This is a genomic window from Oscillibacter sp., from assembly GCF_040505565.1.
Classification (GTDB): Bacteria; Bacillota; Clostridia; order Oscillospirales; family Oscillospiraceae; genus Oscillibacter.
Genome location: NZ_JBEUWZ010000018.1, coordinates 62,448 through 86,380, shown reverse-complemented (window position 1 = coordinate 86,380; position 23,933 = coordinate 62,448). Strand labels below are relative to the sequence as shown.

General features: G+C 54.0%; 24 protein-coding genes and 5 tRNA genes. 8 read left to right on the top strand and 21 right to left on the bottom strand.

The window, feature by feature from the left end; translation table 11 throughout:
- Positions 1-341 precede the first annotated feature (341 nt).
- Together ABWQ15_RS10110 and ABWQ15_RS10105 are read left to right on the top strand one after the other, a co-directional pair.
- The gene (locus ABWQ15_RS10110; RefSeq protein WP_353908649.1) at positions 342-1,292 is read left to right on the top strand and encodes an alpha/beta hydrolase; all 951 of its coding nucleotides are present in this window, start codon (positions 342-344) and stop codon (positions 1,290-1,292) included.
- A gap of 258 nt (positions 1,293-1,550) precedes the next feature.
- The gene (locus ABWQ15_RS10105; RefSeq protein WP_353908648.1) at positions 1,551-1,784 is read left to right on the top strand and encodes a hypothetical protein; all 234 of its coding nucleotides are present in this window, start codon (positions 1,551-1,553) and stop codon (positions 1,782-1,784) included.
- Between the two features lie 597 nt (positions 1,785-2,381).
- On the opposite strand, the gene ABWQ15_RS10100 is transcribed toward ABWQ15_RS10105, so the two are convergent.
- Complete coding sequence (locus ABWQ15_RS10100; protein ID WP_353908647.1) at positions 2,382-2,963, bottom strand: SOS response-associated peptidase; 582 nt, start codon at positions 2,961-2,963, stop codon at positions 2,382-2,384.
- 144 nt (positions 2,964-3,107) lie between these two features.
- Here ABWQ15_RS10100 and dinB point away from each other — a divergent pair, with 144 nt between their 5' ends.
- On the top strand, positions 3,108-4,355 hold the full coding sequence (gene dinB / locus ABWQ15_RS10095; RefSeq protein WP_353908646.1) for a DNA polymerase IV: 1,248 nt from the start codon (positions 3,108-3,110) through the stop codon (positions 4,353-4,355).
- Between the two features lie 64 nt (positions 4,356-4,419).
- Here the strand turns inward: dinB and ABWQ15_RS10090 are convergent, their stop codons facing one another.
- The 16 genes from ABWQ15_RS10090 to ABWQ15_RS10015 form a co-directional block, all read right to left on the bottom strand.
- Entirely contained in the window at positions 4,420-5,577 is a 1,158-nt protein-coding gene (locus ABWQ15_RS10090) for a hypothetical protein (RefSeq protein ID WP_353908645.1), read from the bottom strand.
- Between the two features lie 109 nt (positions 5,578-5,686).
- The gene (locus tag ABWQ15_RS10085; protein WP_353908644.1) at positions 5,687-6,673 is read right to left on the bottom strand and encodes an InlB B-repeat-containing protein; all 987 of its coding nucleotides are present in this window, start codon (positions 6,671-6,673) and stop codon (positions 5,687-5,689) included.
- Positions 6,642-6,881 carry a hypothetical protein gene (locus tag ABWQ15_RS10080; protein ID WP_353908643.1) on the bottom strand — a complete coding sequence of 80 codons (240 nt, stop codon included), beginning with the start codon at positions 6,879-6,881 and terminating at the stop codon, positions 6,642-6,644. Before ABWQ15_RS10080 ends, ABWQ15_RS10085 begins: the two co-directional genes overlap by 32 nt.
- 59 nt (positions 6,882-6,940) lie before the next feature.
- On the bottom strand, positions 6,941-7,291 hold the full coding sequence (locus ABWQ15_RS10075; RefSeq protein ID WP_353908642.1) for a TnpV protein: 351 nt from the start codon (positions 7,289-7,291) through the stop codon (positions 6,941-6,943).
- An 859-nt stretch (positions 7,292-8,150) separates the two neighbouring features.
- Positions 8,151-9,104 (bottom strand): ParB/RepB/Spo0J family partition protein, encoded by a 954-nt coding sequence (locus ABWQ15_RS10070; RefSeq protein ID WP_353908641.1) that lies wholly within the window; start codon positions 9,102-9,104, stop codon positions 8,151-8,153.
- Positions 9,101-10,099 carry a ParB/RepB/Spo0J family partition protein gene (locus ABWQ15_RS10065; protein ID WP_353908640.1) on the bottom strand — a complete coding sequence of 333 codons (999 nt, stop codon included), beginning with the start codon at positions 10,097-10,099 and terminating at the stop codon, positions 9,101-9,103. The genes ABWQ15_RS10070 and ABWQ15_RS10065 overlap by 4 nt, the downstream gene beginning before the upstream one ends.
- Positions 10,096-10,854: a ParA family protein gene (locus ABWQ15_RS10060; RefSeq protein WP_353908639.1), complete on the bottom strand. Its 759-nt coding sequence runs from the start codon at positions 10,852-10,854 to the stop codon at positions 10,096-10,098. The genes ABWQ15_RS10065 and ABWQ15_RS10060 overlap by 4 nt, the downstream gene beginning before the upstream one ends.
- A gap of 82 nt (positions 10,855-10,936) precedes the next feature.
- Entirely contained in the window at positions 10,937-11,143 is a 207-nt protein-coding gene (locus ABWQ15_RS10055; RefSeq protein WP_353908638.1) for a hypothetical protein, read from the bottom strand.
- Between the two features lie 353 nt (positions 11,144-11,496).
- Positions 11,497-11,570 (bottom strand) — tRNA-Cys (locus ABWQ15_RS10050).
- A gap of 104 nt (positions 11,571-11,674) precedes the next feature.
- Positions 11,675-11,750: transfer RNA gene (locus ABWQ15_RS10045), tRNA-Gly, on the bottom strand.
- A gap of 3 nt (positions 11,751-11,753) precedes the next feature.
- Positions 11,754-11,829: transfer RNA gene (locus ABWQ15_RS10040), tRNA-Phe, on the bottom strand.
- A gap of 32 nt (positions 11,830-11,861) precedes the next feature.
- A tRNA-Asp gene (locus ABWQ15_RS10035) sits at positions 11,862-11,938 on the bottom strand.
- A gap of 78 nt (positions 11,939-12,016) precedes the next feature.
- Positions 12,017-12,093, bottom strand: a tRNA-Val gene (locus ABWQ15_RS10030).
- A gap of 119 nt (positions 12,094-12,212) precedes the next feature.
- Positions 12,213-13,097, bottom strand: a complete 885-nt coding sequence (hslO, locus tag ABWQ15_RS10025) for an Hsp33 family molecular chaperone HslO (RefSeq protein ID WP_353908637.1) — start codon at positions 13,095-13,097, stop codon at positions 12,213-12,215.
- The gene (locus ABWQ15_RS10020; RefSeq protein WP_353908636.1) at positions 13,094-13,873 is read right to left on the bottom strand and encodes a class I SAM-dependent DNA methyltransferase; all 780 of its coding nucleotides are present in this window, start codon (positions 13,871-13,873) and stop codon (positions 13,094-13,096) included. The genes hslO and ABWQ15_RS10020 overlap by 4 nt, the downstream gene beginning before the upstream one ends.
- On the bottom strand, positions 13,870-14,160 hold the full coding sequence (locus ABWQ15_RS10015) for a YerC/YecD family TrpR-related protein (protein ID WP_353908635.1): 291 nt from the start codon (positions 14,158-14,160) through the stop codon (positions 13,870-13,872). Before ABWQ15_RS10015 ends, ABWQ15_RS10020 begins: the two co-directional genes overlap by 4 nt.
- 248 nt (positions 14,161-14,408) lie before the next feature.
- Here ABWQ15_RS10015 and ABWQ15_RS10010 point away from each other — a divergent pair, with 248 nt between their 5' ends.
- Genes ABWQ15_RS10010 through ABWQ15_RS10000 form a run of 3 tightly spaced genes read left to right on the top strand, consistent with a single transcriptional unit; the run spans position 14,409 to position 16,365 of the window.
- Positions 14,409-15,098 (top strand): RsiV family protein, encoded by a 690-nt coding sequence (locus ABWQ15_RS10010; RefSeq protein WP_353908634.1) that lies wholly within the window; start codon positions 14,409-14,411, stop codon positions 15,096-15,098.
- A 54-nt stretch (positions 15,099-15,152) separates the two neighbouring features.
- Positions 15,153-15,785: a cytidylate kinase-like family protein gene (locus ABWQ15_RS10005; protein WP_353908633.1), complete on the top strand. Its 633-nt coding sequence runs from the start codon at positions 15,153-15,155 to the stop codon at positions 15,783-15,785.
- Between the two features lie 22 nt (positions 15,786-15,807).
- The gene (locus ABWQ15_RS10000; protein WP_353908632.1) at positions 15,808-16,365 is read left to right on the top strand and encodes a GNAT family N-acetyltransferase; all 558 of its coding nucleotides are present in this window, start codon (positions 15,808-15,810) and stop codon (positions 16,363-16,365) included.
- A 256-nt stretch (positions 16,366-16,621) separates the two neighbouring features.
- Here ABWQ15_RS10000 and ABWQ15_RS09995 read toward each other — a convergent pair whose 3' ends face one another.
- From ABWQ15_RS09995 to scfA, 3 genes are all read right to left on the bottom strand, one after another.
- Positions 16,622-17,971, bottom strand: a complete 1,350-nt coding sequence (locus ABWQ15_RS09995; RefSeq protein ID WP_353908631.1) for an aminotransferase class I/II-fold pyridoxal phosphate-dependent enzyme — start codon at positions 17,969-17,971, stop codon at positions 16,622-16,624.
- 23 nt (positions 17,972-17,994) lie between these two features.
- Entirely contained in the window at positions 17,995-19,374 is a 1,380-nt protein-coding gene (gene scfB, locus ABWQ15_RS09990) for a thioether cross-link-forming SCIFF peptide maturase (protein ID WP_353908630.1), read from the bottom strand.
- Between the two features lie 66 nt (positions 19,375-19,440).
- Positions 19,441-19,587, bottom strand: a complete 147-nt coding sequence (gene scfA, locus ABWQ15_RS09985; RefSeq protein WP_353908629.1) for a six-cysteine ranthipeptide SCIFF — start codon at positions 19,585-19,587, stop codon at positions 19,441-19,443.
- A gap of 216 nt (positions 19,588-19,803) precedes the next feature.
- Here scfA and ABWQ15_RS09980 point away from each other — a divergent pair, with 216 nt between their 5' ends.
- A complete protein-coding gene (locus ABWQ15_RS09980) occupies positions 19,804-21,606 on the top strand; it encodes a helicase-related protein (RefSeq protein WP_353908628.1) in 1,803 nt (600 codons plus the stop codon).
- 82 nt (positions 21,607-21,688) lie between these two features.
- On the opposite strand, the gene ABWQ15_RS09975 is transcribed toward ABWQ15_RS09980, so the two are convergent.
- A complete protein-coding gene (locus ABWQ15_RS09975; RefSeq protein WP_353908627.1) occupies positions 21,689-22,624 on the bottom strand; it encodes a LysR family transcriptional regulator in 936 nt (311 codons plus the stop codon).
- Positions 22,625-22,939: 315 nt separating this feature from the next.
- Between ABWQ15_RS09975 and glsA the strand changes: the two genes are divergently transcribed.
- Positions 22,940-23,887 (top strand): glutaminase A, encoded by a 948-nt coding sequence (glsA, locus tag ABWQ15_RS09970; RefSeq protein ID WP_353908626.1) that lies wholly within the window; start codon positions 22,940-22,942, stop codon positions 23,885-23,887.
- Positions 23,888-23,933: the final 46 nt, after the last annotated feature.

The following is a 23,933-nucleotide window of genomic DNA, read 5'->3' as shown; positions in this document are numbered from 1 at the left end:
AACTGGCGGCCGACACAATCATCCTTGCTGTTGGCTTTAACTCTGACCGCAAGCTATTTGACGAGCTGCAGGACGCCGACGAAATCTATGCCATCGGCGATTGCAAGCAGTTCCACAATGTTCACAGCGCCATCTGGGACGCCTTCGAGGTGGCCAACCATATTTGAGGTGGCAATATGTTTTTTCGTGTACGCCAATTTCCCCTCCCTGCCAGGTACACTATCATGTGCACATTTATTAGACTAAATTAATATGGAAGTGCAGAGTGGAGATAGGTAGTGTTATTGCCAGATTGTAATTTAAAGCAATTAAAATAATATAAGTTTTGGGGAGGGTCAACTATGAACGCAACTGCGTATCCGGGGTATGAGTATCACTTGAATTTATATCAAATTATTGCCCATGGAACCGAAGATGAGCGAGCGGCGGCTACTGCAGCGCAACGCCAGTATATCAGTGGATATACGAAACCGGATGACATGAAGATCGTAGACATTAAAATTCCAGGAGGCGATAAACAGCCCATGACGCTGCGGATCTATACGCCGGGAAAACTCCCCAAAAATGCACCTATCGTTATGGAAATTCACGGTGGCGGATTTGTAGGAGGAAATCTGGACATTGATAACTACCGCTGTATTACAATAGCGGCCGGAACTCCCGCCATTGTAGTGGGAGTTGATTACCGGCTATCTGTACAGGGTGGTGTTCGATTTCCGCAGCCACTGATGGACTGCTATACTGCGCTGGAGTGGATTCATACGCATGCGGAGGAGTTTGGAGGTGATCCGGAGCGCATTGCTCTTCACGGTACCAGTGCCGGAGGCTGTTTGTGTGCGGGTCTTGCCTTATATGCTCGTGATCATAATGGGCCAAAGCTATCTTTGGTAATACTGAACTGTCCGATTCTGAGTTTAAAAAACTCGTATTCCAAGCACCAGTTTTCCCAATTCGCACTAAGTCGGGAAAAGAAATATAATTCTGCCGAGGCTATTTATCTGGGCGGATATGACGGGAGTCAACCTTCGTATTATGCGTTCCCCGCTTATTGTCGTGATCTTGAGGATCTGCCCCCCCATTACATTATCGTGGGAGAATATGACACACTACGGGATGACGGTCTGGAGTATGCGACCCGCTTGCTCCACTCTGGTATTCCCTGTGAACTTCAGGTGGCACCTCGTGTGGGGCATGGTTTTTGCGTAGTTGACCACCCCTTAACCCATTGGGTACATAAGGGAATGTGCGCTTCTTTGCGTAGAGAATTTTGTATGGATATTACGGAATTCTAATTGATAGTGCTTTTTCGATTGGCAAGGCCACGTAACTTTTGACTGTGAAGATTTAACTCCAACTACAAAGCGGTGCTGAAATATTTTAAGGCGGTGGTTTAGTTTGAACCACCGCCTCCGCTTTTACTATACTGATTTATGTAAAATTTCTTTGACCTGCCCCCAGTATCCGAACGTTTGGAATGTTAATAATCGCCTGAGATTTTAAGGGCGTATTCTTCCGGGGTCAAGTTGCCAAGAGATGAGCGAGGCCTGAGTTTGTTTTACTCCAGCCGCCATTCTTCCACCTCCAGAGCAAGGCATTGCCTTGCGACGCTGAAGAAGAAAAAGCTCTATCGAATCCTAACGGAGAAGATGCTCATGGCACAGGTTAAGAGCATCGTGTTCCAATATATTATGACCTACTATAACCGGCAGCGAATCTATACCAGTAATCCAGGCAGTCTGCCACCGGCCATATTTCGTCAGGCAGCCAGAGGTCTGGCCGCTTAAGCTGCAAATTTGGGGTGTTCACATTCTGCAAGGTTTTGATTTTACCATTGTAAGGTAATTTTGCCCATGCCAATGCATGGGATTTGTTAATTTTAATTATTTACCAACTTTCTGCATAGAAGAGGACGTAGTTCTCAGAATCGCTTGTTACGGTCAGCAATTGTTTTCCATGATTCCAATCATTTGTACGACTTGGTGTTGCGGAAATCACATATATTGTCGCATCATATGGCAAATCGAATGAGGTAAGCGTATTAGAAAATACTCCATAGTCCTCAGCATAGGCATTCGGCCCGTTTCCAGATGCTGTAACTATTGAAACGACTGCTAAGCACCAGTATGGCCATTAAAAAGGACAAACCTATCATTATAATTGAATACATAGGCTTCTTTAACTTTTTTTCGATCATGACCATCCTTTCGCTGAAACTATATTCTCGTATTTCCTAATAACACGCGGTTACCCGAACTGCCGATTATTGCTATTAATGGAAACGCAGCGCAGCACTTGATTTACCAAAATTAGGATACACCATAATAACGTCAATTTCAACAAAAAAAGCGCCCTCGGGACTTAACCTGCCCAAGGACGCACAATTACCAGAGCGACGTCTGATTGTCTTCCGCCGTGGCCAGCAGCTGCGGCGGTATCTTTTTGAGCAGTTCCCGGCAGGCTGTCGGCTCCATAATCCAGCTATTGATCAGTTCTGACGTCAGGACGACGGGCATACGCGGGTGGACATCCCGCACTGAATCGTTTGCTTCCGTGGTGAGAATGCAGTAGCAGTTCTTCCCGTCCCGCTCCTGATAGATTCCGGCCATATAGAGAACCTGCTGCTCCGGAAGGCGAAAGAGATATTTCCGCTTGTCCCTGCTCCACTCGTAGAAGCCTGTGGAGGGAATCACACACCGGTGCTGCTCTAAACTGTCCCGGAATAAGGACTTTTGATCTGCCGTTTCCGACCTGGCGTTGATCACCAGTGCTTGGGGCGTCTGAAAGCCCCAATACAGCAGGTCAGGTGTGACGTTGCCATGTGACTCTCGCAGGACAGGCGCCTTATTGGAGGGATATACGTCTCCAGGCTTAAACTGGTCATGTCCGCAACGATCCTGCACTTCCTGTACAATTCGCTGAATTTCTTTGCTGTCCTCTGCTGTAAACTGATAGCGTCCACACACTTTAGGCACCTGCTTTCCGGTTCAAATGAGTTTCCTATACCGGATATAGTATAGCACATTTGCCGATACGTCTACTCAGTTAGCAATAACTCCCTCTTGCATAATAGAACTATTGTTCTATATAATATAGCAGGGGGTGATAACGTGGCGCGCAGCATTCTGCATGTGGATCAAAATTGCTTTTATGCGTCTGTGGAAATGCAACGGAACCCGGAACTGCGAAACCGACCGCTGGCTGTCTGCGGCAGTCAAGAGGATCGACACGGAATCGTGCTGACGGCGAACTATCTGGCAAAGCCGCGCGGCGTGAAGACTGGCATGGCCATTTGGCAGGCCCGCCAAAAGTGCCCGGAGCTGGTGGTGCTGCCGCCGGATATGGCGGAGTATATCCGCTTCAGTCGGATGGCACGGGAGATTTATGCGGATTACACGGACCAGATCGAGCCGTTTGGCTTGGATGAAGCCTGGCTGGATGTGACCGGCAGCGCCAGCCTTTATGGAAATGCCATGGAGATTGCCCAGGAGATCAGTCGCCGCATTAAGTTTGAGTTGGGGATCACCGCCAGCATCGGCGTAGCGGACAACAAGATCACGGCCAAACTGGGCAGTGACTATAAAAAGCCGGACGCCATTACGCGAATTGAAAAGGACAATTATAAGGAAATTGTTTACCCACTGCCTGTGGAGGATCTTCTTTACGTCGGGCCTGCGACCAAGGAGAAACTGCGCCGAGGCGGTATTAAAACCATCGGTGAACTGGCCGAAGCACCGGTGGAGTTCCTGCTGCACAGGCTGGGAAAAATGGGCGTGGTACTACACACCTTTGCCAATGGGCAGGATGTTTCACCGGTGCAGAATACGGAGCATATTCCAACCGTGAAGTCAGTAGGGAACAGTGCAACCACGCCACGGGATCTGGTCAACAACGAGGACGTGCGTCTCATGCTGCTCCTGCTGGCAGAAAGCGTCTGCGCCAGGATGCGGGAGCTGGCATCCCGCTGTACGGTGGTAGAGGTTTATGTGCGGGACACGGAGCTGCGAGCTTTTATCCGGCAGCGAAAGCTGGCAACGCCCAGCTGCTCCAGCACGGAGATAGCCGATACGGCCTATTCGCTTTTCCTTGCAAACTATCACTGGGAGAAGTCTGTCCGCAGCATCGGCGTCCGAGGAAGCGGACTTGTGGAGGCGTATGAATGCGTACAGCTATCGCTTTATCAGGATGACCAGCGGCGGCAGAAGTGGGAGCGAATCGACGCGACGGTGGATGAAGTGCGGAACCGCTATGGCTATATGAGCCTACAGCGGGCGCTGATCTACACAGATCCGCTGCTGGGGAGAATCAACCCCAAGGATGACCATACGGCGCATCCCGTCGGCTTTTTTGCGGGGTGATGCGAGATGGAACGAAGGAAAAAGTATGTCCCGGTGATCGTTCGGTTTGAGGCCGAAGGCAAGCTCAGTCCCCTGATGATTGAGTTTGACGAAAGCCACAAGTACCCGGTAGATCGTGTTCTGGACGTTCGGCGGGCAGCTTGTGAGAGTGTCGGTGGGGTAGGGGATCGCTACACCTGCCGGATTCAGGGACAGGAGCGCTACCTCTGGTTTGAGAAAGGACGATGGTTTGTTGAGGAAAGAGCTTAAAGTGAATACTATGGATATTCATACGCTCGTGTTTGCAAATGGGGAGGGAGAGAGGCGAGCCAAAGAGCGCCGGCCTGCTGGGCCGGCTCACGGAGAAAGTCACCTCGCCTCTCTCCCCCCGCTGTGGCGGGTCCCCCTTCTTACCACTCCGACTTTCTCTCTTGAAAATTAAAACGGGGTTATTACTTTTAGCTAATTTACGAGCCCTATAGTTTTTTCTTCTCTTGTAAGAACCTACGTTATCTAAGTCCCTAAGTTGTCTGTAAAAAATGGGAACACACCCATGATCCAAAATAGATTGCACTTGGCTATGTACGGAAGTAGAATTAGAAAAGAAGAAAGAACAGGAATCCCCCTTGTGCGGCACGGAATCCGCTACAGATGTCTGAACTGCCCCCTTGTATTCTACTCTGAGATAATAGGAGTTACGGTTGAACGTGCGATTGCGGTTTTTGCAGCGCAGGACAATGACGCCATGCAGCTTACGGATCGCCCCCAGCGCTCTGCACACGGTGGAGCAGCCCATCTCAAGTAGCTTTGCGATACTGCGGATGGAGGGAAACGCCTTCTTGTTGTTGCCCGCCTGCTGGAACAGGCACAGACATACGCAGAACGCGCCGTGGGACAGCTTCCACTTAAATATCTCACGCGGGATCAGGGTATAGTTCTCCATCACCGGCAGCAGGCATGCGTAGGTGGTTTTTCCATAGCCCACGCGTCCGATCTTCTCCTGGTACTGGTAACTGCGGCAGAAATCAATGCAGCCGGCGCGCTTCAGCTCTTCTGTTGCTTTGCGGGCTGTTGGAATGGAGCAGTTGGCCAGTGCGGCCAGAGCGTCGAGGCTGATGGTGCATTGGCCAAGGCGGTTGCGGCGGCTGTACAGGGCGGCCCCCACCCAGCGGGCGCTGTAAGAGAGCGCCTTATTGTACAGGAGGCAGCTTGGATTCCGGAAAAGTGAATGTTTTGTGTTCATGTTCTTTTCTTCCTTCCTTCTCTTTGCGTGCAGCCTCTTGCACAGGCTGCACGCGTTTTTTTACAGAAAAAAAGGGAGCCGGATATTCCGGTTCCCCTTTTTGGGTGTATTAAACTCGAATGGTGCTTGTTGCGGAAGCCCGCGAAATAGCATCACTTGCCCAGTGTGTTTGCGGTATATCTGCAAAGGATCTTCCGTCTTTAACTAGTGTATCTCCTTGTCGGAAGACCCGATCCAAAATGGTAGCGGCTTGCGCACGAGTGATATAGTCGTCTGAACGCAGTGTGCCGTCCGTAAAGCCTATTATCCACCCCTTTTCGACGGCTAGAGCCATGGGATCTTGGCTCCGAGTATCAGCGCCGGTTGCCGAACATATCAGAGAGAGAAAAACACGACGCGTGAAATAGAGATTTGAACTGGTAATCTGCGTGGAAACTCCCAGCCGCTTCAGCATCAAAGCTCCTTGTTTCAGGGTTAGATTGGAGCCGGGGCGGAAGGTATTATCCGTAAATCCAATGATGTATGGCGCAATCTGCCGGTAATACACTGCATAGAAGACACAGTTGCGCGTCAGCGTGATTGTGTCTCCGGCGTGGTAAGCGGCATCACCTCCGGATTCGGTGGCCCAGCCCGCAAAGGTACAGCCTTCCTTTTCCGGCGGGACAAGGAACGTCACGCGGTTGCTCGAGTCACTTTGAAGCACAATGTCTGTCGCTGTGCTGTCGGGGATGAGAACGGCGGAGTATGCCGCCTTATCGTTATCACCTCCTCCGTCACTGTACGTAGGCGTATACCAGTAACCGGTAATCGCCACATCCTTCTCCAGTGCAAAATCGAGTGCGTTAGTCAGCGTTCCATCCAGCGCCCAGCCCAAAAAGCGCAGTGTACCCTTGCTCTGCGGCTGTGCCGGAAGTGTCACTGTCTGCCCATAGCGATAGCTTGCGGTCACCGGCAGCTCTGGCGCATCTTCCGGCACGGTATCGCCGGCAGATCGTCCCGTGTAGGCATACGTCACGGTGAAGCGTTCCCGGTCGTAGTAGAGCTTCAGGATTCCTGTTCCATCACTATGAAAAAACGGACTCCGATGTGCGGGCATGGTAGCTGCCCTCCCACATCAAGAGTCCGTCATTCTGCTTATGATAGCCGATCCGCACACCGTCCTTGACAATTTCAACGGGAGTGTCGGTGTAGGCGTTTTCGAGATACTGGATACGCTCTGCGCTGTCCTTATGGCTCTGAAAATAGTTGAAGATTTCCTGACGCTTGACCGATCTTCCGCCCTCGTCCAGCGCAATGGCTTCCATGAGGTGGGAATCTAAAAAAGCCGGAAGTTCATCACCTCCGGCTTCCTCAGAATCAATATTTACGCATAGATCAGGTCGCTGAGTACCTGCTCCTCCGCCGAGTGCTTGAAGTTGTTCATCAGGCCCACCCAGCGCATCTGGTCTTTCGCTTTCAGTTCCTCCGTCACGCCCTCGGCCTTGGCCATCTGCTGCGTCAGCTGATCCACCATCTCCAGTGCCTGCTTCTCGACCCACGCCAGATGCTCCGTCAGCTCGCAGCTCGTCAACAGGTTCGCGTACAGCACCCGCCGGTGCTTCATCAGGTACTGCCGCCGCAGCTCCGCGTACTTGCCCAGATGTACGTCCGGCTGCTGGGGCATCAGCAGATCCGGAATCCTGACTCCATCCTGCTCGTGATAGGTGATCTCCATATTCCGTACTCCTTTCAAAATTCAGTGCAGTTGTTTTTTCTTCTCTATTGTAAGCGTCTTTATAATTGTTTTCAATCCCCGCTTCTTTGCTCAGCTTTGTAATTGTCCGGGCAATTTCACGCAGCCCAATTTCTGCAGTATCGCTGGTTGCAACGAGAAGAGCATTCACTACATCTGGAGTGTTGAATTCATAAACTCGGCTGAAATCTTCTTGCAATATATAATCATCAGCTCGAATATCCAGCCGGGACATCATCATGTAGGCAATGCTGACTTCTAATGCGCTGCGATAGGCGACCTCGACACTCAGGTCATCCAGCTCCTCCAGCAGGCTGCCTGTGCGGCAGTCTAGCAGATCTGGGAGGTAATCCGGCAGCTTGTCAGCCACGGTGTTGCGGCTGGCAGAAAGAATGGCCTCTGCAAGGGTTTCCTTTTCTTTTAATGAGCCGAAAGTATTTTCCAGCGTTCCTATTACACCACTTTCAAATGCTCTGTCCATCTTCCAGATGGGCAATGGGCGGGAGCGCTGCGTTTCATGGGTGTCTGATACATCAAAATAGTATTTGAGCCGTCCTTTTCCGTGGGCATCGTCAAACACGGCAATGCCGGCAGCGCCTTTATTGATCCAGCGGCCAAATTGACGATTCCATTTGTCTAGTTCCAGGACGGCAGTGGCATCCGGATGTTGTGCGTAGATTAGAAGTTGCTCTTGAAAGGAGCATTTATAATTGCAGCTTGCCGCACGAAGAAAACCCGTCCACTCTAGGTAACCGGAAGTGACCTTTCGGAGTGTCTGGTCGTACAATTCTGTGATGAATTGAAATTTGCTTGCCAATGTTAAGTTCCTCCTCAATATCACTTAAGGCTGCTCTTGTGCCTTTTCTGAGAAATACAACTTCAGAGCCTTTTGAATAGTCTCTTGAATTTCTTTTTCTGTCGTGTCTGCGGTGAAGTACTGATTTACACTTTTGTACTCAATGCGAATTTTACGCAGTGGCTTCACAGGAGAAGAAAGAAAATCCTCTCGCAACCGATCTTCAGTCAGCTCACCGGACTGCTCCAGCTCACGCAGCTTGTCTGCCGTGCGCTGATCAATGCCCATGTGCTGCTGCGAAAAGAAAAAGATTTCTACATTCTGCTGGCTTTCCGTGTTCAGATAACTGAGTGTTTCGCCAATAGTAAATCCGATTTCCCGCTCATCCACTTTGTCCAGAAGAGTGGGAATGAGGTAAGTAAGACGGATATAGCGCTGGATCTGATTCCGGCTTTCGCCAGACTGTTCTGCCATGATTTCATCAGAGCGTTTTTGTGTCCCAACTTGGGACACATTTTCTTTTGATGGTCTTCCAGCTTGCCTTTTCAGTGCTTCCATCTGCATTTTATAAGCAAACGCTTTTTCAGAAAACCTCAAGTCCAGACGCTGCTGGAGGTTCGTTGAGATCATTTGCAGCACGGCTTCATCATCGTCCAGATGACGAACAATACAGGGCAGCACGGTATAGCCGGCTGCCTTTGCCGCAGTTCGGCGGTTGTGACCGGAGATGATCTGATACCGATGTTCATTCAGAGGACGCACGATTAGAGGCTGGATGATACCGCGCTCTGAAATATCCCGGCGCAGTGCTTCCAGTTTTTCTTGCGTGTAAGGACGGAAGGGATGTTTATCTGCGGGGAAGTCTTCAAGCAAATCAATGGGAAGCTCTCGCAACACATTCCCGGCAACCGGTTCAATTGCTGCTGTAGAAGGCTGGAGACGTGTATCTTTCGGCGTTTGCAGCGTTCCGCTAAATAGCTCATCTAATGCATCGCTCATTTTGCCGTCTCCTTTATGTAGGCGTCAATCACAGCCCGGATACGCGCTTGCAGTGTCTCATCTTTGGCTAGACGCCTTGTAATAGCGGGGGAATAATCTACCTGAAGCTTGATAATCTGTGGTTTCACAGTATGGGCCTTGAGGCTCTTTCCAAAAATACGGAGAATTGTTTCATCATCCATCTGCGATTTAAACGCCTTCAGCTCCTCGCCTTGACTGCGGGTAATGGATTTAACATCATTGTCGCGCATGACCGTTAGAAGCAGCTGCTGGGCTTCAGAAGAGAGAAAAGAAATACTGACGCCGGCGGTAAAGGGGATTGCTTCCGCGTCCACCATATCCAGCAGGGGAGAGATGAGGAAGGTAAGGCGGATGAAATTCTGAATTGTGCGAGCGCTGACTTGTGTGTTTTCGGCAACTGCCTCATCCGCTCTAAAATTCGTGCAAACGCTGCACGAATTTTCTTTTGCAGGACGACCCGCTTTTCTTTTTAACGTATCGAGTCGCATCTTATACGCCCACGCTTTTTCACTGGGAAGCAGGTGGTCTCTCTGGTACAAATTGGAGTCAATCAGAATCAGCTTAGCTTCATCGTCGGTAGCCTGCATAAGGATAGCGGGGATCGTTTTCTGGCCGGCCAGCTTTGATGCTGCCACGCGGTTATGGCCGGCCAGAATCTGATAGCGGCCTTTTTCAAAAGGGGAGAGGCGCAGCCGGATAGGGGAGATCACGCCGTTTTGACGAATGTTCTCTGCCAGTTCCGCCAGCTTGTCCGCTGAATACGGCTTGAAAGGCTGGGCGTCATGCTCCGCGTCCCGCCACGGGTCAATCAGGTCGAGGGGAATCTCCTTCGCACCATGCGCGCCCATAGGCGATGGGCCGGTGGTAAACATACTGGAGAAGTACCCATTGGGATCGTTCACATCCTCTGTAATTGCTGATCCAGTGCCATCGGCTGCACCGCTTTCTTTCATCCTCCTCAGAGTTTCATTCATCTTGCTACAACCTCCTTTGCCAACTCCAAATAAGCATTTCCAAGGCGGCTGCCATTGATGGTTACAGCGCTGTGCTGTTCGCTGGCCGCTTTGGCGGCATCGGCAAGATAAGGAATGACTGTGTTGTATACTTGTGTACCAAAAACCTCCCGCAAATCCGTAATCATCTGGTGAGTCAACTTCCGGCGGGAGTCGGCGCGGGTGACCAAAATACCATTTACTCGCAGCTGCGGGTTAACTGTTTTTCGGGTGCGTTCGATTGATGCAAACAGATCTGCCAAACCGTCTACCGCGTAGGATTCTGGTTCTACCGGGATTACCACGGCATCGCTGGCAGCCAACGCATTCACCGCTAGCAAATCTAGCGCAGGGCGGCAGTCAATCAGGATATAGTCGTATCCGGCAAACACCGGCGAGTGCAAAATTTCCGAAAGTACCAGACTGGAGTTGTCACTAGTTGCTAAAATAGATGGGGCTGTTGCCAACATGGTAGACGCCTGCACATAATCCAGATGTTCACGCTCGTTATGCAGCAGCCACTGCTCCGGGTCATAGTCAATACCAGAAACGTGGTTGTAGATCAGGTCGGCAATAGATCGGTTCCCGTGACCATCCACCTCCACGGTGTGACTAAGGTTACGCTGGGAGTCCAGGTCAATGAGGCAGACGCGCTGTCCCATAGCAGCCAATGCCGCGCCCAGGTTGACCGCTGTCGTGGTTTTGCCAACGCCGCCCTTTTGGTTTGCTATGCTCAATACTCTCATTTGTTTCATTCCCTCCAAACTTAAATTAATACGGCAAGCCTTTGTGTAAATCTCTATATGTGAGTGTTATTCTCTAAATAAAATCTCTAAGTGAAAGGTGATTCTCTGTAAGTTGACGTTCAATGGTCTCAAGCAAGATTGTTTCTGCCCATTTACGGTGGAAAAGGGAATGCGCATTTTCAGTCATCAGGTCAAAAAGTGCTTCAAGCCTTTCCTTGGGCGCAAAGCCATTGCTGTCCAAAATATCATTCATCACTCGATTGCACTTTTTATCAAACATTTTTACTCCTCCTGTATTTATTAGTCCGTATATAACAAAAGCCCCCGGCTTAAAAGAGCCGGGGGATGATCTGATCGTGCGTCCGGCGGCAGGCCGGCGACCATACTTTATCTTTTATAAAACAAGGCGTTGTCGCGTTTTGAGGTAAAGCAAAAGGCCCTTCCCTTTCGAGAAGAACCTTTTACCTCAAACAACGGTGCACCTTGATAAAATCCAAAGTGCCTTATTCGATAATAGCCGTAGCACCGGCTATTGTCTACAAAATATAGCCAATCAAAACATAACCTGCAAATCCAAACTGTTTTGAATCCGGGCAGGGACACACTTTTTGTGCCCCTGCCTCAGATCCATTTTGGAGGTGACACCCGGATTTGAACCGGGGGTGAGGGTTTTGCAGACCCTTGCCTTACCACTTGGCTATGTCACCATTGTGTCTTTTATTATATGCGGTATGCAGCAAAAAGTCCAGTAAAATCCGATAATCTTTCAGGTGAAACAAAATGCCCACACAAGGGTGTGGGCATTCATTTTTGGAGCGGGCAACGAGGCTCGAACTCGCTACCTCCACCTTGGCAAGGTGGCGCTCTACCAGATGAGCTATGCCCGCAGGTGGTGCCTTCGACCGGAATCGAACCAGTGACACGAGGATTTTCAGTCCTCTGCTCTACCAACTGAGCTACGAAGGCATATGCGGGAAGCGCGGCTTCCCGCAGGAAAATGGCGACCCGGAACGGGCTCGAACCGTCGACCTCTAGCGTGACAGGCTAGCGTTCTAACCAACTGAACTACCGGGCCAAATAACTTTTGCAGACTTACTTTCTTACGGGTAACAGGCTCGCTTTCAACACCAATTTCAAATAATCGATTTGAAATTGGTGGGAACAACTGGACTCGAACCAGTGACCCCCTGCTTGTAAGGCAGGTGCTCTAACCAGCTGAGCTATGCTCCCCAATGTCATCCGCACTCGTCAGACGGCAAAAGTTATTATACAAAAAGGACCCCGATCTGTCAACTGAAATCCAAAAAATTTTTTATTTTTTTTATTAAATCGTTAAAATTCCCGCGTACTCAGGGTTTTGCAGCGAGAAGTATCGCCTCCAGTTCCGCCCTTGTAAAGGTCTGCACCCGGTCACAAAAGCGGCAGGTCAGTTCCGCGCCACCCTGCTCGTCGATCAAGCTGCGCAGCTCCGCCGCGCCCATAGCGATCAGTGCCCGCTCCATCCGCTCTTTGGAACAGGTACAGCGGTATTCCAGTGGACTTTCCTCCAGAATCTCCAGCTTAAAATCCGACAGCGCCGCACGCAGCAGCTCCGCCGGGTCGGGGTACTTCTCCAAAAGGCCCGTAACGGCTCCGGCGGCCAGCAGGCTGCCCTCCACTCTGGAGATTGCATCCTCTCCCGCCCCGGGCAGCATTTGAATCAGATAGCCGCCCGCAGTCCTCACGCTCTGGTCCCGATCCACCAGAACCCCCAGACCGCAGGCGGTTGGAATTTGCTCGGACTCCACGAAATAAGCCGCCAGATCCTCGGCAATTTCGCCGCCCATCAGCCCTACGCTGCCCACATACGGCTCCTTCATATTCAGGTCCCGGATCACAGTCAGGGTTCCCTCGTGTCCCACGGCCCCGCCCACGTCCAGCTTTCCGTCCGCCCGGAGAGGCAGATCGGTCTCCGGATGGTCCACGGTCCCCCTGACGTTGCCTTCGTTGTCAGACACGGCCAGCACCGTTCCCAGCGGACCTCCGCCGCGAAATTGCAGTGACACACTGGCTCCGTCCTCCTTCAGGGCGTTGCCCATCATGGACGCTGCCGCCAGAGCGCGGCCCAGCGCTGCCGTTGCCACCGGCAGGGTATGATGAATATTTCTGGCCCGCTCCGTCAAATCCCGGGTAGAGACCGCCGCAGCCTTCACGAAGCCGTCGGCGGAAATTGCTCTTACGATCTTGTCGCTCATGCGTTGCTCCTCTTGTGTTCATCGTTGTTTGGTTTCCGGCAGCAGAAGATCACCCGATCCTCGTCAGGCCGGGGCGCGGTACGGCGCAGGTCGCCGGTAACCCGAATCTCTCCAAAGCCCGCCTTTTCCAGCATGGCCCGCAGCTCCGCTTCCTCCCACGCCCGTTCCCGATGCTCCTCCCAGGTGCGGTTCCAGGTCCCGTCCGGGCGCAGGCAAAAGAGGTCAACCCCATAGGTGCAGACCCTGCTTCTTTCTGAAAAGCTTGTCCGCCAGACGCAGTATGCCGCGTCCGTCTCGTCGATATACATCTCCCCGTCCATCCGCCGCAGCTTATAGGGGGTGTTTACATCGAACAAAAACGGCCCGCCGGGGCGCAGCCACCTGTAAACGCGATTAAACGTCTCTTGCAGGGCTTTCTCCCCCGTCAGGTAGTTCAACGCATCCAGGGTGGACACGGCGGCATCCACCGGCTCTATAAGCCGAAGGCGGGCCATGGACTGATGCAGCAGCAACGGCCGCTGCGCTTCCGGCAGAGTCTCCGCCTTCCGCGCGGCCTCCGTCAGCATTTCCTCCGACAGGTCCACGCCAGTCAGTCGGTAGCCCAGGGCCGCCAGAAGGCAGGTGATGGTGCCGGTGCCGCAGCCCAGATCCAGCACCGTTTTCACGCTCTGCCGTTCCTTTTGAAGCAGACGGTGCACAAACGCCGCCCTCTTCCGATAGCCCACGTCGGCAGTCAGTCGGTCATAGGGTCCCGCCAGAGACTGGTAGCTGCTCATTTCTCCTCCATGCGTTCAAAGACCTTGTCATAGCCGCCCACGCCATAGCTCAGGGAACGGTTCACCCGGCTGATGGTGGCGCTGGACGCGCCCGTGCGCTGGAGAATGTCGTTATAGATCATTTCCTTGTGTAACAACGTCGCTACCTCGAAGCGCTGTTCCATGGACCGCAGCTCCGAGACCGTGCACAGGTCCTGAAAAAAATTATAGCACTCCTCCTCGTCCTTCAACAGCAAAATTGCCTTGTAGAGGTCTCCGTTCTTTTCCTTTTTTCCGATTTTAACCATTGCAAACTCCTTTCCAGCAATACGCGGTACGCTGTCTGATTACAGCTGCATTTTACTATTTTACAGCGTGAAAGTAAAGAGGTCCACTCTCTTTTTTCCAAATTTTTAGCATTTCTGCTATAATTTTCGTCCGGCTCCGGTTTGGGTGAGCCGTCACCGTCCGCTAGGGCGCGGCATAATCTGGAGCAAGAACGGTTGGGTCGGCGGAAAAATTCCGTCGGCCCAACGGACCTGTGAAGGAGGCTGCCATGTGCGATCAGTTAAAGCTGGAACCATTTGTCGCCCGGCGGGAATGGACGGCGGACGGTATCCCCGTGCTCACCGCAGAGCTGTCCCTTCCCCGGCCTGTGGGCGAGAGCGGGCAGGCCATCCGGCGGCTGGACCGGTATTACCAGCTCTATGCCCGATCCTATCTCCGCTACTGTGAACGCTGGATCTTTCCCCAGTCGGCAGAGGCGTACCGACTGGCGTTGGAGACCAGCGCGCCTTTGCCTCAGGACTCCGCTCGGCTCTCTTATCACGTCACATGCAACGGCGGCGGAATTCTGAGCCTGTATACAGAGTCGGCGGAAACCTGCGGCGGGCATACGGAACGGCTGCGGCGCGGGGATACCTGGGATCTGCTCACCGGCTATCCGGTTCCCCTTTCGGCATGCTTTCCGCGGAAATCCCCCTGGCGCAAAACGCTGCTGCGTCGGTCGGAAGCGGAGATTGAACGGCAGGAACGGGCGGGTGTAGCCCGGTACTACGAAGGCTGGCGGCGACTCCTGCGCCGGAATTTCAACCCGGATCACTTCTACCTTTCAGAGACAGAGCTTTTTTGGTTCTGGCAGGTGTTTACCATTGCTCCGTCGGCGGAGGGCATACCGGTTTTTGCCATGCCCTATGGCGAAGACGATTGCTTTTTTCCCGGAATCCGTGATAAAATAGAGACATAAAAGCGGAAACGGCATCGTGGGAACTGCAATTCCCCCGTTGGAAGGAGCACAAATATGGAACATAAAATGGTGATGAATATCGGTCGTGAATTCGGCAGCGGAGGCCGGGAAATTGGCAAGCTGGCCGCTCAGAAGCTGGGAATTCCCTACTACGATAAGGAGCTGATCGTACTGGCGGCGGAGAAATCCGGTCTCAGTCCGGAATATCTATCCAACCTCGACGAGCAGTCTGTCAGCAGCTTTCTCTACTCCTTCTCCGGGGCCAGTTTCTCCTTGGGGATGCGGTTGAACAGCGTCAATGTATTGCCGCCTGCGGACCAACTCTTTTTATCCCAGTCAGAAGTCATCCGGGACATTGCCAACAAAGGCGGCGCGGTGATCGTGGGCCGCTGCGCGGACTATGTGCTTCAGGAGAAATGCAGCCATCTAAACGTTTTTATTCAGGCACCCATGCGCTCCCGTGTTCAGCGGGTTATGGAACGGCACAGTCTGGATCAAAAGGGGGCAGAAGCCCTGATTACCAAGACCGATAAGAACCGCGCCAATTACTACCTGCATTTTACCGGTGAGAAGTGGGGTGATCGGAGGAATCTTGATCTGATCCTCTCCAGCGTGATCGGTATTGAGTCCGCGGTGGATATCATCGTGGACTATTATCAGCAGGCGGAGACACATTTGGGGAAATAAACAAGCTTAGGAGGACTGGGCCATGCAGCTGGTAACCATGCGTTTAATTCTGCGTCCGTGGCGGGAATCCGACGCAGAGAGTTTATATGCATACGCCAGAGATCCTCGAGTGGGCCCCATTGCGGGCTGGCCTCCGCACACCAGCGTGGAATACAGCCGCCAGATCATCCGGAACGTCCTCTCGGCGGAGGAAACCTACGCCGTGACTCTGAAAAGCGAGAATGACCGGGCCGTGGGCAGCATCGGACTGCTTCGGGGTACGGCCAGCAACCTGCCGCTGCGGGAAAAAGAGGGAGAAATCGGATATTGGATAGGCGCACCCTACTGGGGCCGGGGGTTGATTCCCGAGGCCACCGAGGAGCTGATTCACCACGCCTTTGTGGACCTTGGCCTGGAAAATCTCTGGTGCGGGTATTTCGACGGGAATGAGAAATCCAAACGGGTGCAGGCCAAATGCGGATTCACCTATCACCACACCGTGCCGGACGTTCCCTGGCCTCTCATGGGCGACATTCGGACAGAACACTTTACCCTCATGACAAAGGGCCAGTGGCTGGTCCAAAAAGCAGCGCATTTATAAGACAAAACGGGCAGCGATTTCAAGTCGCCGCCCGTTTTCATTTGGGATACCAGCCGAACAAGGATCTGCTGCATGCAGCCACTCAAAAGGAGCAGGCGCCGGCGGAAGTACTTGAAGCAGCAAGCAAGTTCTGAATGTCACAAAGGCGCCTGTAAGGGGCTCCAGCGCACTCAATACAGTCAGACATCCGTATGTGATGCACTTGGACCGTTTCTCAAAAAAGGCCGCTCAATCACAGTGATTGAGCGGCCTTGCTTTAGCGGCCACGAATGACCTGGACGGAAGAAATCCCGTAGTAGGCAAACACCTCGGCTGCATCCTTCGCAATGCGCTCACCGCCCACCACCACAGGTACCGCAGGGGGACAGCCCACCGTAGGCGCAGACAATACCCGGCCCACTGCATTGGCGGCGGGCACAGATTCGCTGGGGGAGAAAACAGCCTCTCGGGGAGAGCAAACCGTCTCCGGCGGAGAAAGGCACGGGGACGGCCGGCGGAGCGGCCCCAGACAGGGGTTGCGTTCCAGAGCAGAACGAATCCGCACAAAATCCCGCTCTGTGTTTTCCGGCGTGGCCATCAGCACCACAAAATCCGGGTCGGCGTACTCGCACTCCACGCCGCCGCGGCGCAGCAGGGCGGCCGCATCTCCGCCGTCCCAACCGCTCTCCGCGGCGGAGATCGTCAGCTTCAGGGGATCGCTTTGCGCAACGCGCCAGCCGTCGCCCCGCAGATCGGCCCGCAGGGCCTCCAGCCGCGCCGCGCAGGATGCCAGAAGCTTGGGATAGTCCTCCGCCAAGCGGCGGTTCACAAGATCCAGAGACTGCAAAATCAGGTAGGAGGGGCTGGTGGAGCCGAACAGCGCCAAGGCCCGCTTCCCATTTTCAGCAAAGTCCGCCGGAGCTTGGGGGCCCACGTGGAGGTAGGCCCCACCGGTGAGTACCGGCAGCGTCTTGTGGGCGGAGTCACAGCACAAATCCGCTCCCAGATCGATGGGATGGGCGCCGTAAGGCAGAAATTTGAGGTAGGCGCCGTGGGCGCCGTCCACCAGAAGAGGGACTCCGAACTCATGGGATGTCGTTGCCAGCGCGGCGACATCCGGCGCGTTCCCCAGATAGTCCGGCGCGGTGACATACACCGCCGCCGGCGGACGGGGCAGGGCCCCGAGAACCCGTTCCAACTGCCTGCGGGACACGTTGCACCGGCACAGGGAGAATGGGGACTCCTCGGGCCAGAGCCAGACAATCTCCACGTCCAGCAGAGCCGCCGCCAGCACAAATGACTGGTGTGCGTTGCGGGCGGCCACGATCACCGGGCGTCCGCTCCTTGAGGGGTTATGGAGCACAGCCAGGTACAGCATGGCCCGGATACATTGGGATGATCCCTCCGTGGAGTAGAAGGTGGCGACTGTGCCAAACAGGTCCGCGGCGCTTTTCTCGCTGCGGGCGATGATGCCGTCCGCCTGATACAGCGCATCTGCCCCGGCGATCTCCGTGATGTCCAAACTCTCACAGCCCAAAGGCCCCCGGCCCTTGTGACCGGGCATATGCAGTCTTGAGGCACCGCTTTGCCGGTAGGCATTTACAAAATCCGCGATGGGGGTTTCCATGGCCTGCTCCTCCTCGAATTCGGTTACTTGCCCAGCTTTTCCGCCACCTGAATCATGATGGCGCACTCCATCCGTTTCCGAAACAGCTCGCAGCCGTATGCGTATGTGCCTCGGATAGAGCCGGTGGCGTGATAGGCGTTGGCGGCGCAGCCGCCGGAGCAATAGAGCTTCGCCCAGCAGTCCGCGCACTCGGGGCGGGAATACGCGTTGCAGCTGCGGAACTCCTCCTGCACGGCAGTGTTGTCTACGCCGTTCCAGATATCTCCCAGCCGGAACCGCTCCTCTCCCACGAACTGATGGCAGGGGTACAGGTCTCCCCATGGCGTCACGGCCATATACTCCGTCCCGGAGCCGCAGCCGGAGATGCGCTTGTAAATGCAGGGACCACTTGTGAGGTCGATCATATAGTGATAGAATGTGAAAGGGTTCCCGGCCTGTTTCCGCTCCAGCATCTCTTTGGCCAGCAGCACATACTGTTCCAAGACGATGGGAAGGTCGTCCTGCGTCAAAGCGGCGGGGTCGGACGGGGCGCAGACCACCGGTTCCATGCTCAGCTCGGTAAAGCCCAAGTCCAGCATGGCGTGAATGTCGTTGAGAAAATCAGGATTCGCGTGGGTGAAGGTGCCGCGCATATAGTAGTTTTGGTTGCCCCGAGCCCTCACCAGCTTTTGAAACTTAGGGACGATGCGATCCCAGCTGCCGTTACCGGCGTAATCCACCCGGCAGCGGTCATGGATTTCCCTGCGTCCGTCCAGAGACAGCACCACGTTACTCATCTCCCGGTTGGTGAACTCGATCACGTCGTCGTCGATCAGCATCCCGTTGGTGGTGAGGGTAAAGCGGAAGTTCTTGCGGGCGTCCTTCTCAATGCTGCGGGCATAGGCCACCAGCTGCTTCACCACGTCCCAGTTCATCAGAGGCTCTCCGCCGAAGAAGTCCACCTCCAGATTTGTGCGGGTGCCGGAGTGCTCCACCAGATAATCCAGTGCCCGCTTGCCCACCTCAAAGCTCATGACAGCCCGGTCCCCGTGATACTTTCCCTGACTTGCAAAGCAATAGGCACAGTTGAGGTTGCAGGTGTGAGCCACATGCAGGCACAAAGCCTTTACAACGCCTCCGCTGCGCTCTTTGAAGGTGTCGGCCAGCGGAGCGAAGGTATCCGGGGTAAAGAGCTTTCCGGAGCGTTCCAGTTCCGCCACGTCCACCAGGCACTGGCGGAGCTCCGCCTCGTTGACGTCGGAGCGGTCGCTGTATTTTTCCATCAGAGCCGCCACGATTTCCTCGGCGCTCTTTTCTTTGTACAGGGAGATGACGTCGTAGGCTACCTCGTCTACGGCGTGGATGGAGCCGGAGCAGGTGTCCAGTACGATGTTGCAGCCGTTGAGCTGATATTGATGTACCATAATTCCTCCGTTATTGTGAGCCAAAAAAATACCGCCGGAACGGCGGCATTTTTTTATCAGCTTTTCTTACTTATCAGCGTTTTCGCACTTCTGATTGGCAATACCGCAGCTGGTCTTGCAGGCGGACTGGCAGGAAGTCTGGCATTCGCCGCAGCCACCGTGCTTGGCGCTTTCGCAAAGATTGCGGGTTTCAAGCGTCTTGATTCTTTCCATGATACAGATCTCCATTTCTGTCTGCGCATCCGCAAGCGGCGGCGCAGACCATCCTATCAATATTTGACGTAAAAATATATAGCATATTCCACCCGGATTGTCAAGAAAGTGCAGGAGAAAAGCGCCCGGCACGGGCATTTATCCAAGGGGCTCAGATTTTTTTGTCTGAGTAAATTCCGCCGATTGAAAAACACTAACTACGAGGTGATGTTCCAGATGAAAAAAGAGCGCAAGCAGCGGCTTGCCTTTGAACGGATAAAGCACAACCTTTCCCAGCTCGAACGCCAGGCCTCCGTCTCTCGCGTTCGCAGTCTGTGGCATAACGAGAGTTCCATCCGCAGCCAGCTCCGGCAGCTGAACAATCTTCCGCTGGCTGACTTTCCCGATGGACAGAAGGTCTATGACCAATACGCCGCCCTGCTGGACGACGTATCCCGGCGGGTGCTGGAGCAGTACAACCGCAAAGCCGGGACGGATTACAGCTTTGACGCCGTCCTGGCCGGAAACAAGGCGGAGTATCTGCGCTCTGGAATTCTCTCGGTTTTGCGCTCAAACCACATCCCCAAAATCGTGCGGGAGGAATTTCGCCGCCTGCTGCCCCGGTTCCCCCAGGACGAGTACCCAGAGGCACGGCGGCAAACGCGGATGTTTTACCTTCATCTGGGGGACACAAACACCGGCAAAACCTATCAGGCTTTACTCCGGCTGCGTCAAAGCCAGTCGGGCATTTATCTGGCGCCGCTGCGAATTCTGGCGCTGGAAAATTATGAGCGGCTGAATGCGGAGGGCGTTCCCTGCAGTCTGCTCACGGGGGAGGAAGAAGTTCGGGTGCCGGGTGCGCAGCACCTGTGCTGCACGGTTGAAAAGGCAAATCTGAGCAGGAAGTACGACATGGCGGTGATCGACGAGGTACAGCTGCTTGCCGACTCTCAGCGGGGCGACGCGTGGACTCGCGCCATTCTGGGCCTTCCCTGCCCGGAAATTCATTTGTGCGGTGCTCTGCTTGCAAAGGAACATCTGATTACCATGATCCACGACTGCGGCGACGAATATGAATTTAAGGCCTATACCCGTCTCGTGCCGCTGCAGATGGAGTATGCTCCTGTGCGGCTGAGCAGTGTGGGGCTGGGCGATGCGCTGGTGGCCTTTTCCAAGGGTTCGGTGCTGTCTTTGTCGCGGTATCTCTCGCAGCTGGGCATTCGCTCCAGCGTGATTTACGGGGACTTGCCGCCGGAAGTACGCCGGGGACAGTATGACGCCTTTATCCGGGGGAAAAACCCCGTTCTGGTAGCCACAGACGCCATCGGCATGGGAGTCAATCTCCCCATCCGCCGCCTGATCTTTACGGAGCTTGAGAAATTCGATGGGGAATCCCGCCGACCCCTCACCTCTCAGGAGATCAAGCAGATTGCCGGTCGGGCGGGACGCATCGGCATCTACGAGGTGGGCTACGTGGCTTGTCTGGACGAGCGTATTTCATTGGTGGAAGAGAAGCTCAGCGCCGAGGATGAGCCCATCGAACAGGCCGTGGTGGGGCCCAGCGAGGCCATCTTGCAAATTGGCCTGCTTCCCCTGCGGGAAAAGCTGGCACTGTGGAGCACAGAGCCGGAGGCCCTGCCTTATTACCGCAAAAAAGACGTGAGCATGGAACTTTTTCTGCTGGATCTGCTGGAACCCTACCACCTGCCGGAGCAGATTCAGTGGCGTCTGATGCGCGTGCCCTTCTCCCCGGGGAATCCCGTGCTGCTCTCCCAATTTTCGGACTATGCCCACGCCTGCTTTGAAACGGGTGCGCAGCAGCTTGATAAGCCCGTCCCGGAGGGGCACGCCTGTCAGCAGCTGGAGACCTATTACCAGCAGGTAAACCTTTATTACTCTTTTTCCAAAGCGCTGGATCTGCCAATTGACGAGCAATGGGTTCTCGACACCCGGGAGCGGGTGTCCGCCCGCATACGTTCGGCGCTGGAAAAGCTCCGCTGGCCCGGCTCGCCGGATGCGCTCCGCAGGAGAAAGCGGTAAATCACCGGCCTTTGGCTTGGGTCACGGACAAACCGGGAGGGCGACCCTAAAAAGCCTCCCTCCCGGTTTGTCCTGATACGGGTCAGGGTGTCTTTTGAAGCGCGCGGTAGCGCGCTGTCACATTTTCAACAAACTCCTGCTCAGAGTCGGACAAGACGGCCTCCCGGCGGGTAATCAGGCCAAATTCCAGCCGTTCGTTGCAGCTCATAATGGGGACGGAGACACATTGATACAGGGAGTCCTGCGTGGAAAACCCCTGGATTCCGATGGTGTAGAAATTGCTCACGGAAATCAGGTGCATCAGCGCCGCCCTCCCGTATACATAGATAATGCGGGAGGAGTTGTTCAGATCGGTCTGGTGATCCTCTGTGGAAATATTATAGATAAAGTCCTCGTACTGTCCGATGTAGCGCACAAATCCATAGTCCCTCAGGTTTTTCAGCGTGACGGGAATCTCCCGGCGCAGCAGCTCGTGGTTTTTGGATACGACAATGTGCGGCGTCATGGTAGCAAGTGGCGTCAGCTCCAGCCCTCGCTCGGATAGGAGCTTGCGGAAGCGCTCCGTCTCGTGACTGGCGAAGTGAATACAGCCCACGTCACAAACGCACTCCTCTACATCCGACACCACATCCAGCGTACTCCCCTCGTTGAGAAAATAGGTAAAGCGGGGAAGCTGCTGGTGGCGGGTGCACACCTCGTTGAAGCTCTCCATGGTGTGGGTGAATTTGGTCATGGACAGTCTCAGGCAGTCCCCCTCCGGCTCCGTCCGGCAGGAGACCTGCTTGAGGCTCTCCATCTCTTTGAGGATAACCTTGGAGTGTTCCATGAAGGCCTGTCCCTCCGCCGTGAGTGTGACTCCCTGCTTGGTTCTCCGAAACAGGGAAACGCCCGCGTCCGTCTCCATATCCCGAATAATGTGGCTGAGGTGTGGCTGGGAAATGTATAGCTCCTGCGCCGCGCGGTTGATGGACCCATAGCGGGCTACCGCGCAGAAAAATTCCAGATGCTTGATATCCATGCTGCTCTCTCCTTATCTCAGCGCGCACACAGCAGGCGTACGTCCATTGCGGACAAGTCATTGCTGTTTATTTCCCGCCTTGTACATTATAACGCATTTTTGGGCAAGTAAGGCAACGATTTACTGTGCGAAATTTACAAAAAGCTTTTTGGAAAATAGTCGAATTTGCTATATCACTGCTGCATAACCCTATCGGAGATCCATATTATCCTTTTGCATAAAAACGTGTTAAGATATTGTCAAATATAAAGCAAATTGCCCAATGCCTGCGCCGAATTTGGCGTCACGGCAAAAAGAGAGGGAGCACGATTTCCGATGGCTCGCAATGAACTTATTGAAAAAACGCTGGCCGACGCGATGGAATATGCCCGCACCTTTCTCCACACGGGAAAGGTCGCAACCTATATTCCGGAGCTGGCCAAGGGAGACCCGGACCGTCTGGGGGCCTGCATCATCACTACCGACGGCGAGGTCTATCACGCCGGCGACTGGCGGCAGGAATTTACAATCCAGAGCATTTCCAAGACCATCACCCTGATTATGGCTCTGCAAACGGTGGGCTATGAAAAAGTATTCAGCAAGGTAGGGGTGGAGCCGACAGGCGACGCATTCAATTCGCTGGTACGTCTGGAGACAAAAAACACACACCCTCTTAACCCAATGATCAACGCCGGAGCCATTGCCACCGCCGATTGCTGTATGGACAGCAAGGACCCCTACGGCGGCTTTTTGGCGCTGACCCGCAAGCTCTGCCGCCGGGACACCATTCAATTGGATGGGGCGGTGTTCGAGTCGGAAAAGAAGGCCGGGATGCGAAACCGCTCCATGGCATACCTCATGCGGGGCGACAACATTCTGGAGCATGACGCCGAAGAAGTGGTGGACCTGTATTTCTGGATGTGCTCGCTGAGCGTAAATGCAGAGGATCTGGCCAACTATGCGCTGGTACTTTCCAACAACGGCGTGGACCCCCGCTCCGGCGTGAAATTGGTGGAGGACTGGATCGTGCGCATTGTCAAAACACTGATGGTAACCTGCGGGTTGTACGACGCCTCCGGCGAGTTTGCTATGAAAATAGGCATCCCCGCCAAGAGCGGCGTGGGCGGCGGTATTATGGGGACAGTGGAGCGCAAAATGGGGCTGGCAGTCTTTAATCCGGCGCTGGACCCCAAGGGAAACAGCGTGGGTGCGTACCGTGTGCTGGAATATCTCTCGCATTATTTGGGACTTCACTATTTTTCCGGCTCCGGTTGTGCGGTATAAGGAGGAAACGCGGGTGGCAGTCTTTGCGCAGGGCCGCCGCGCAGAA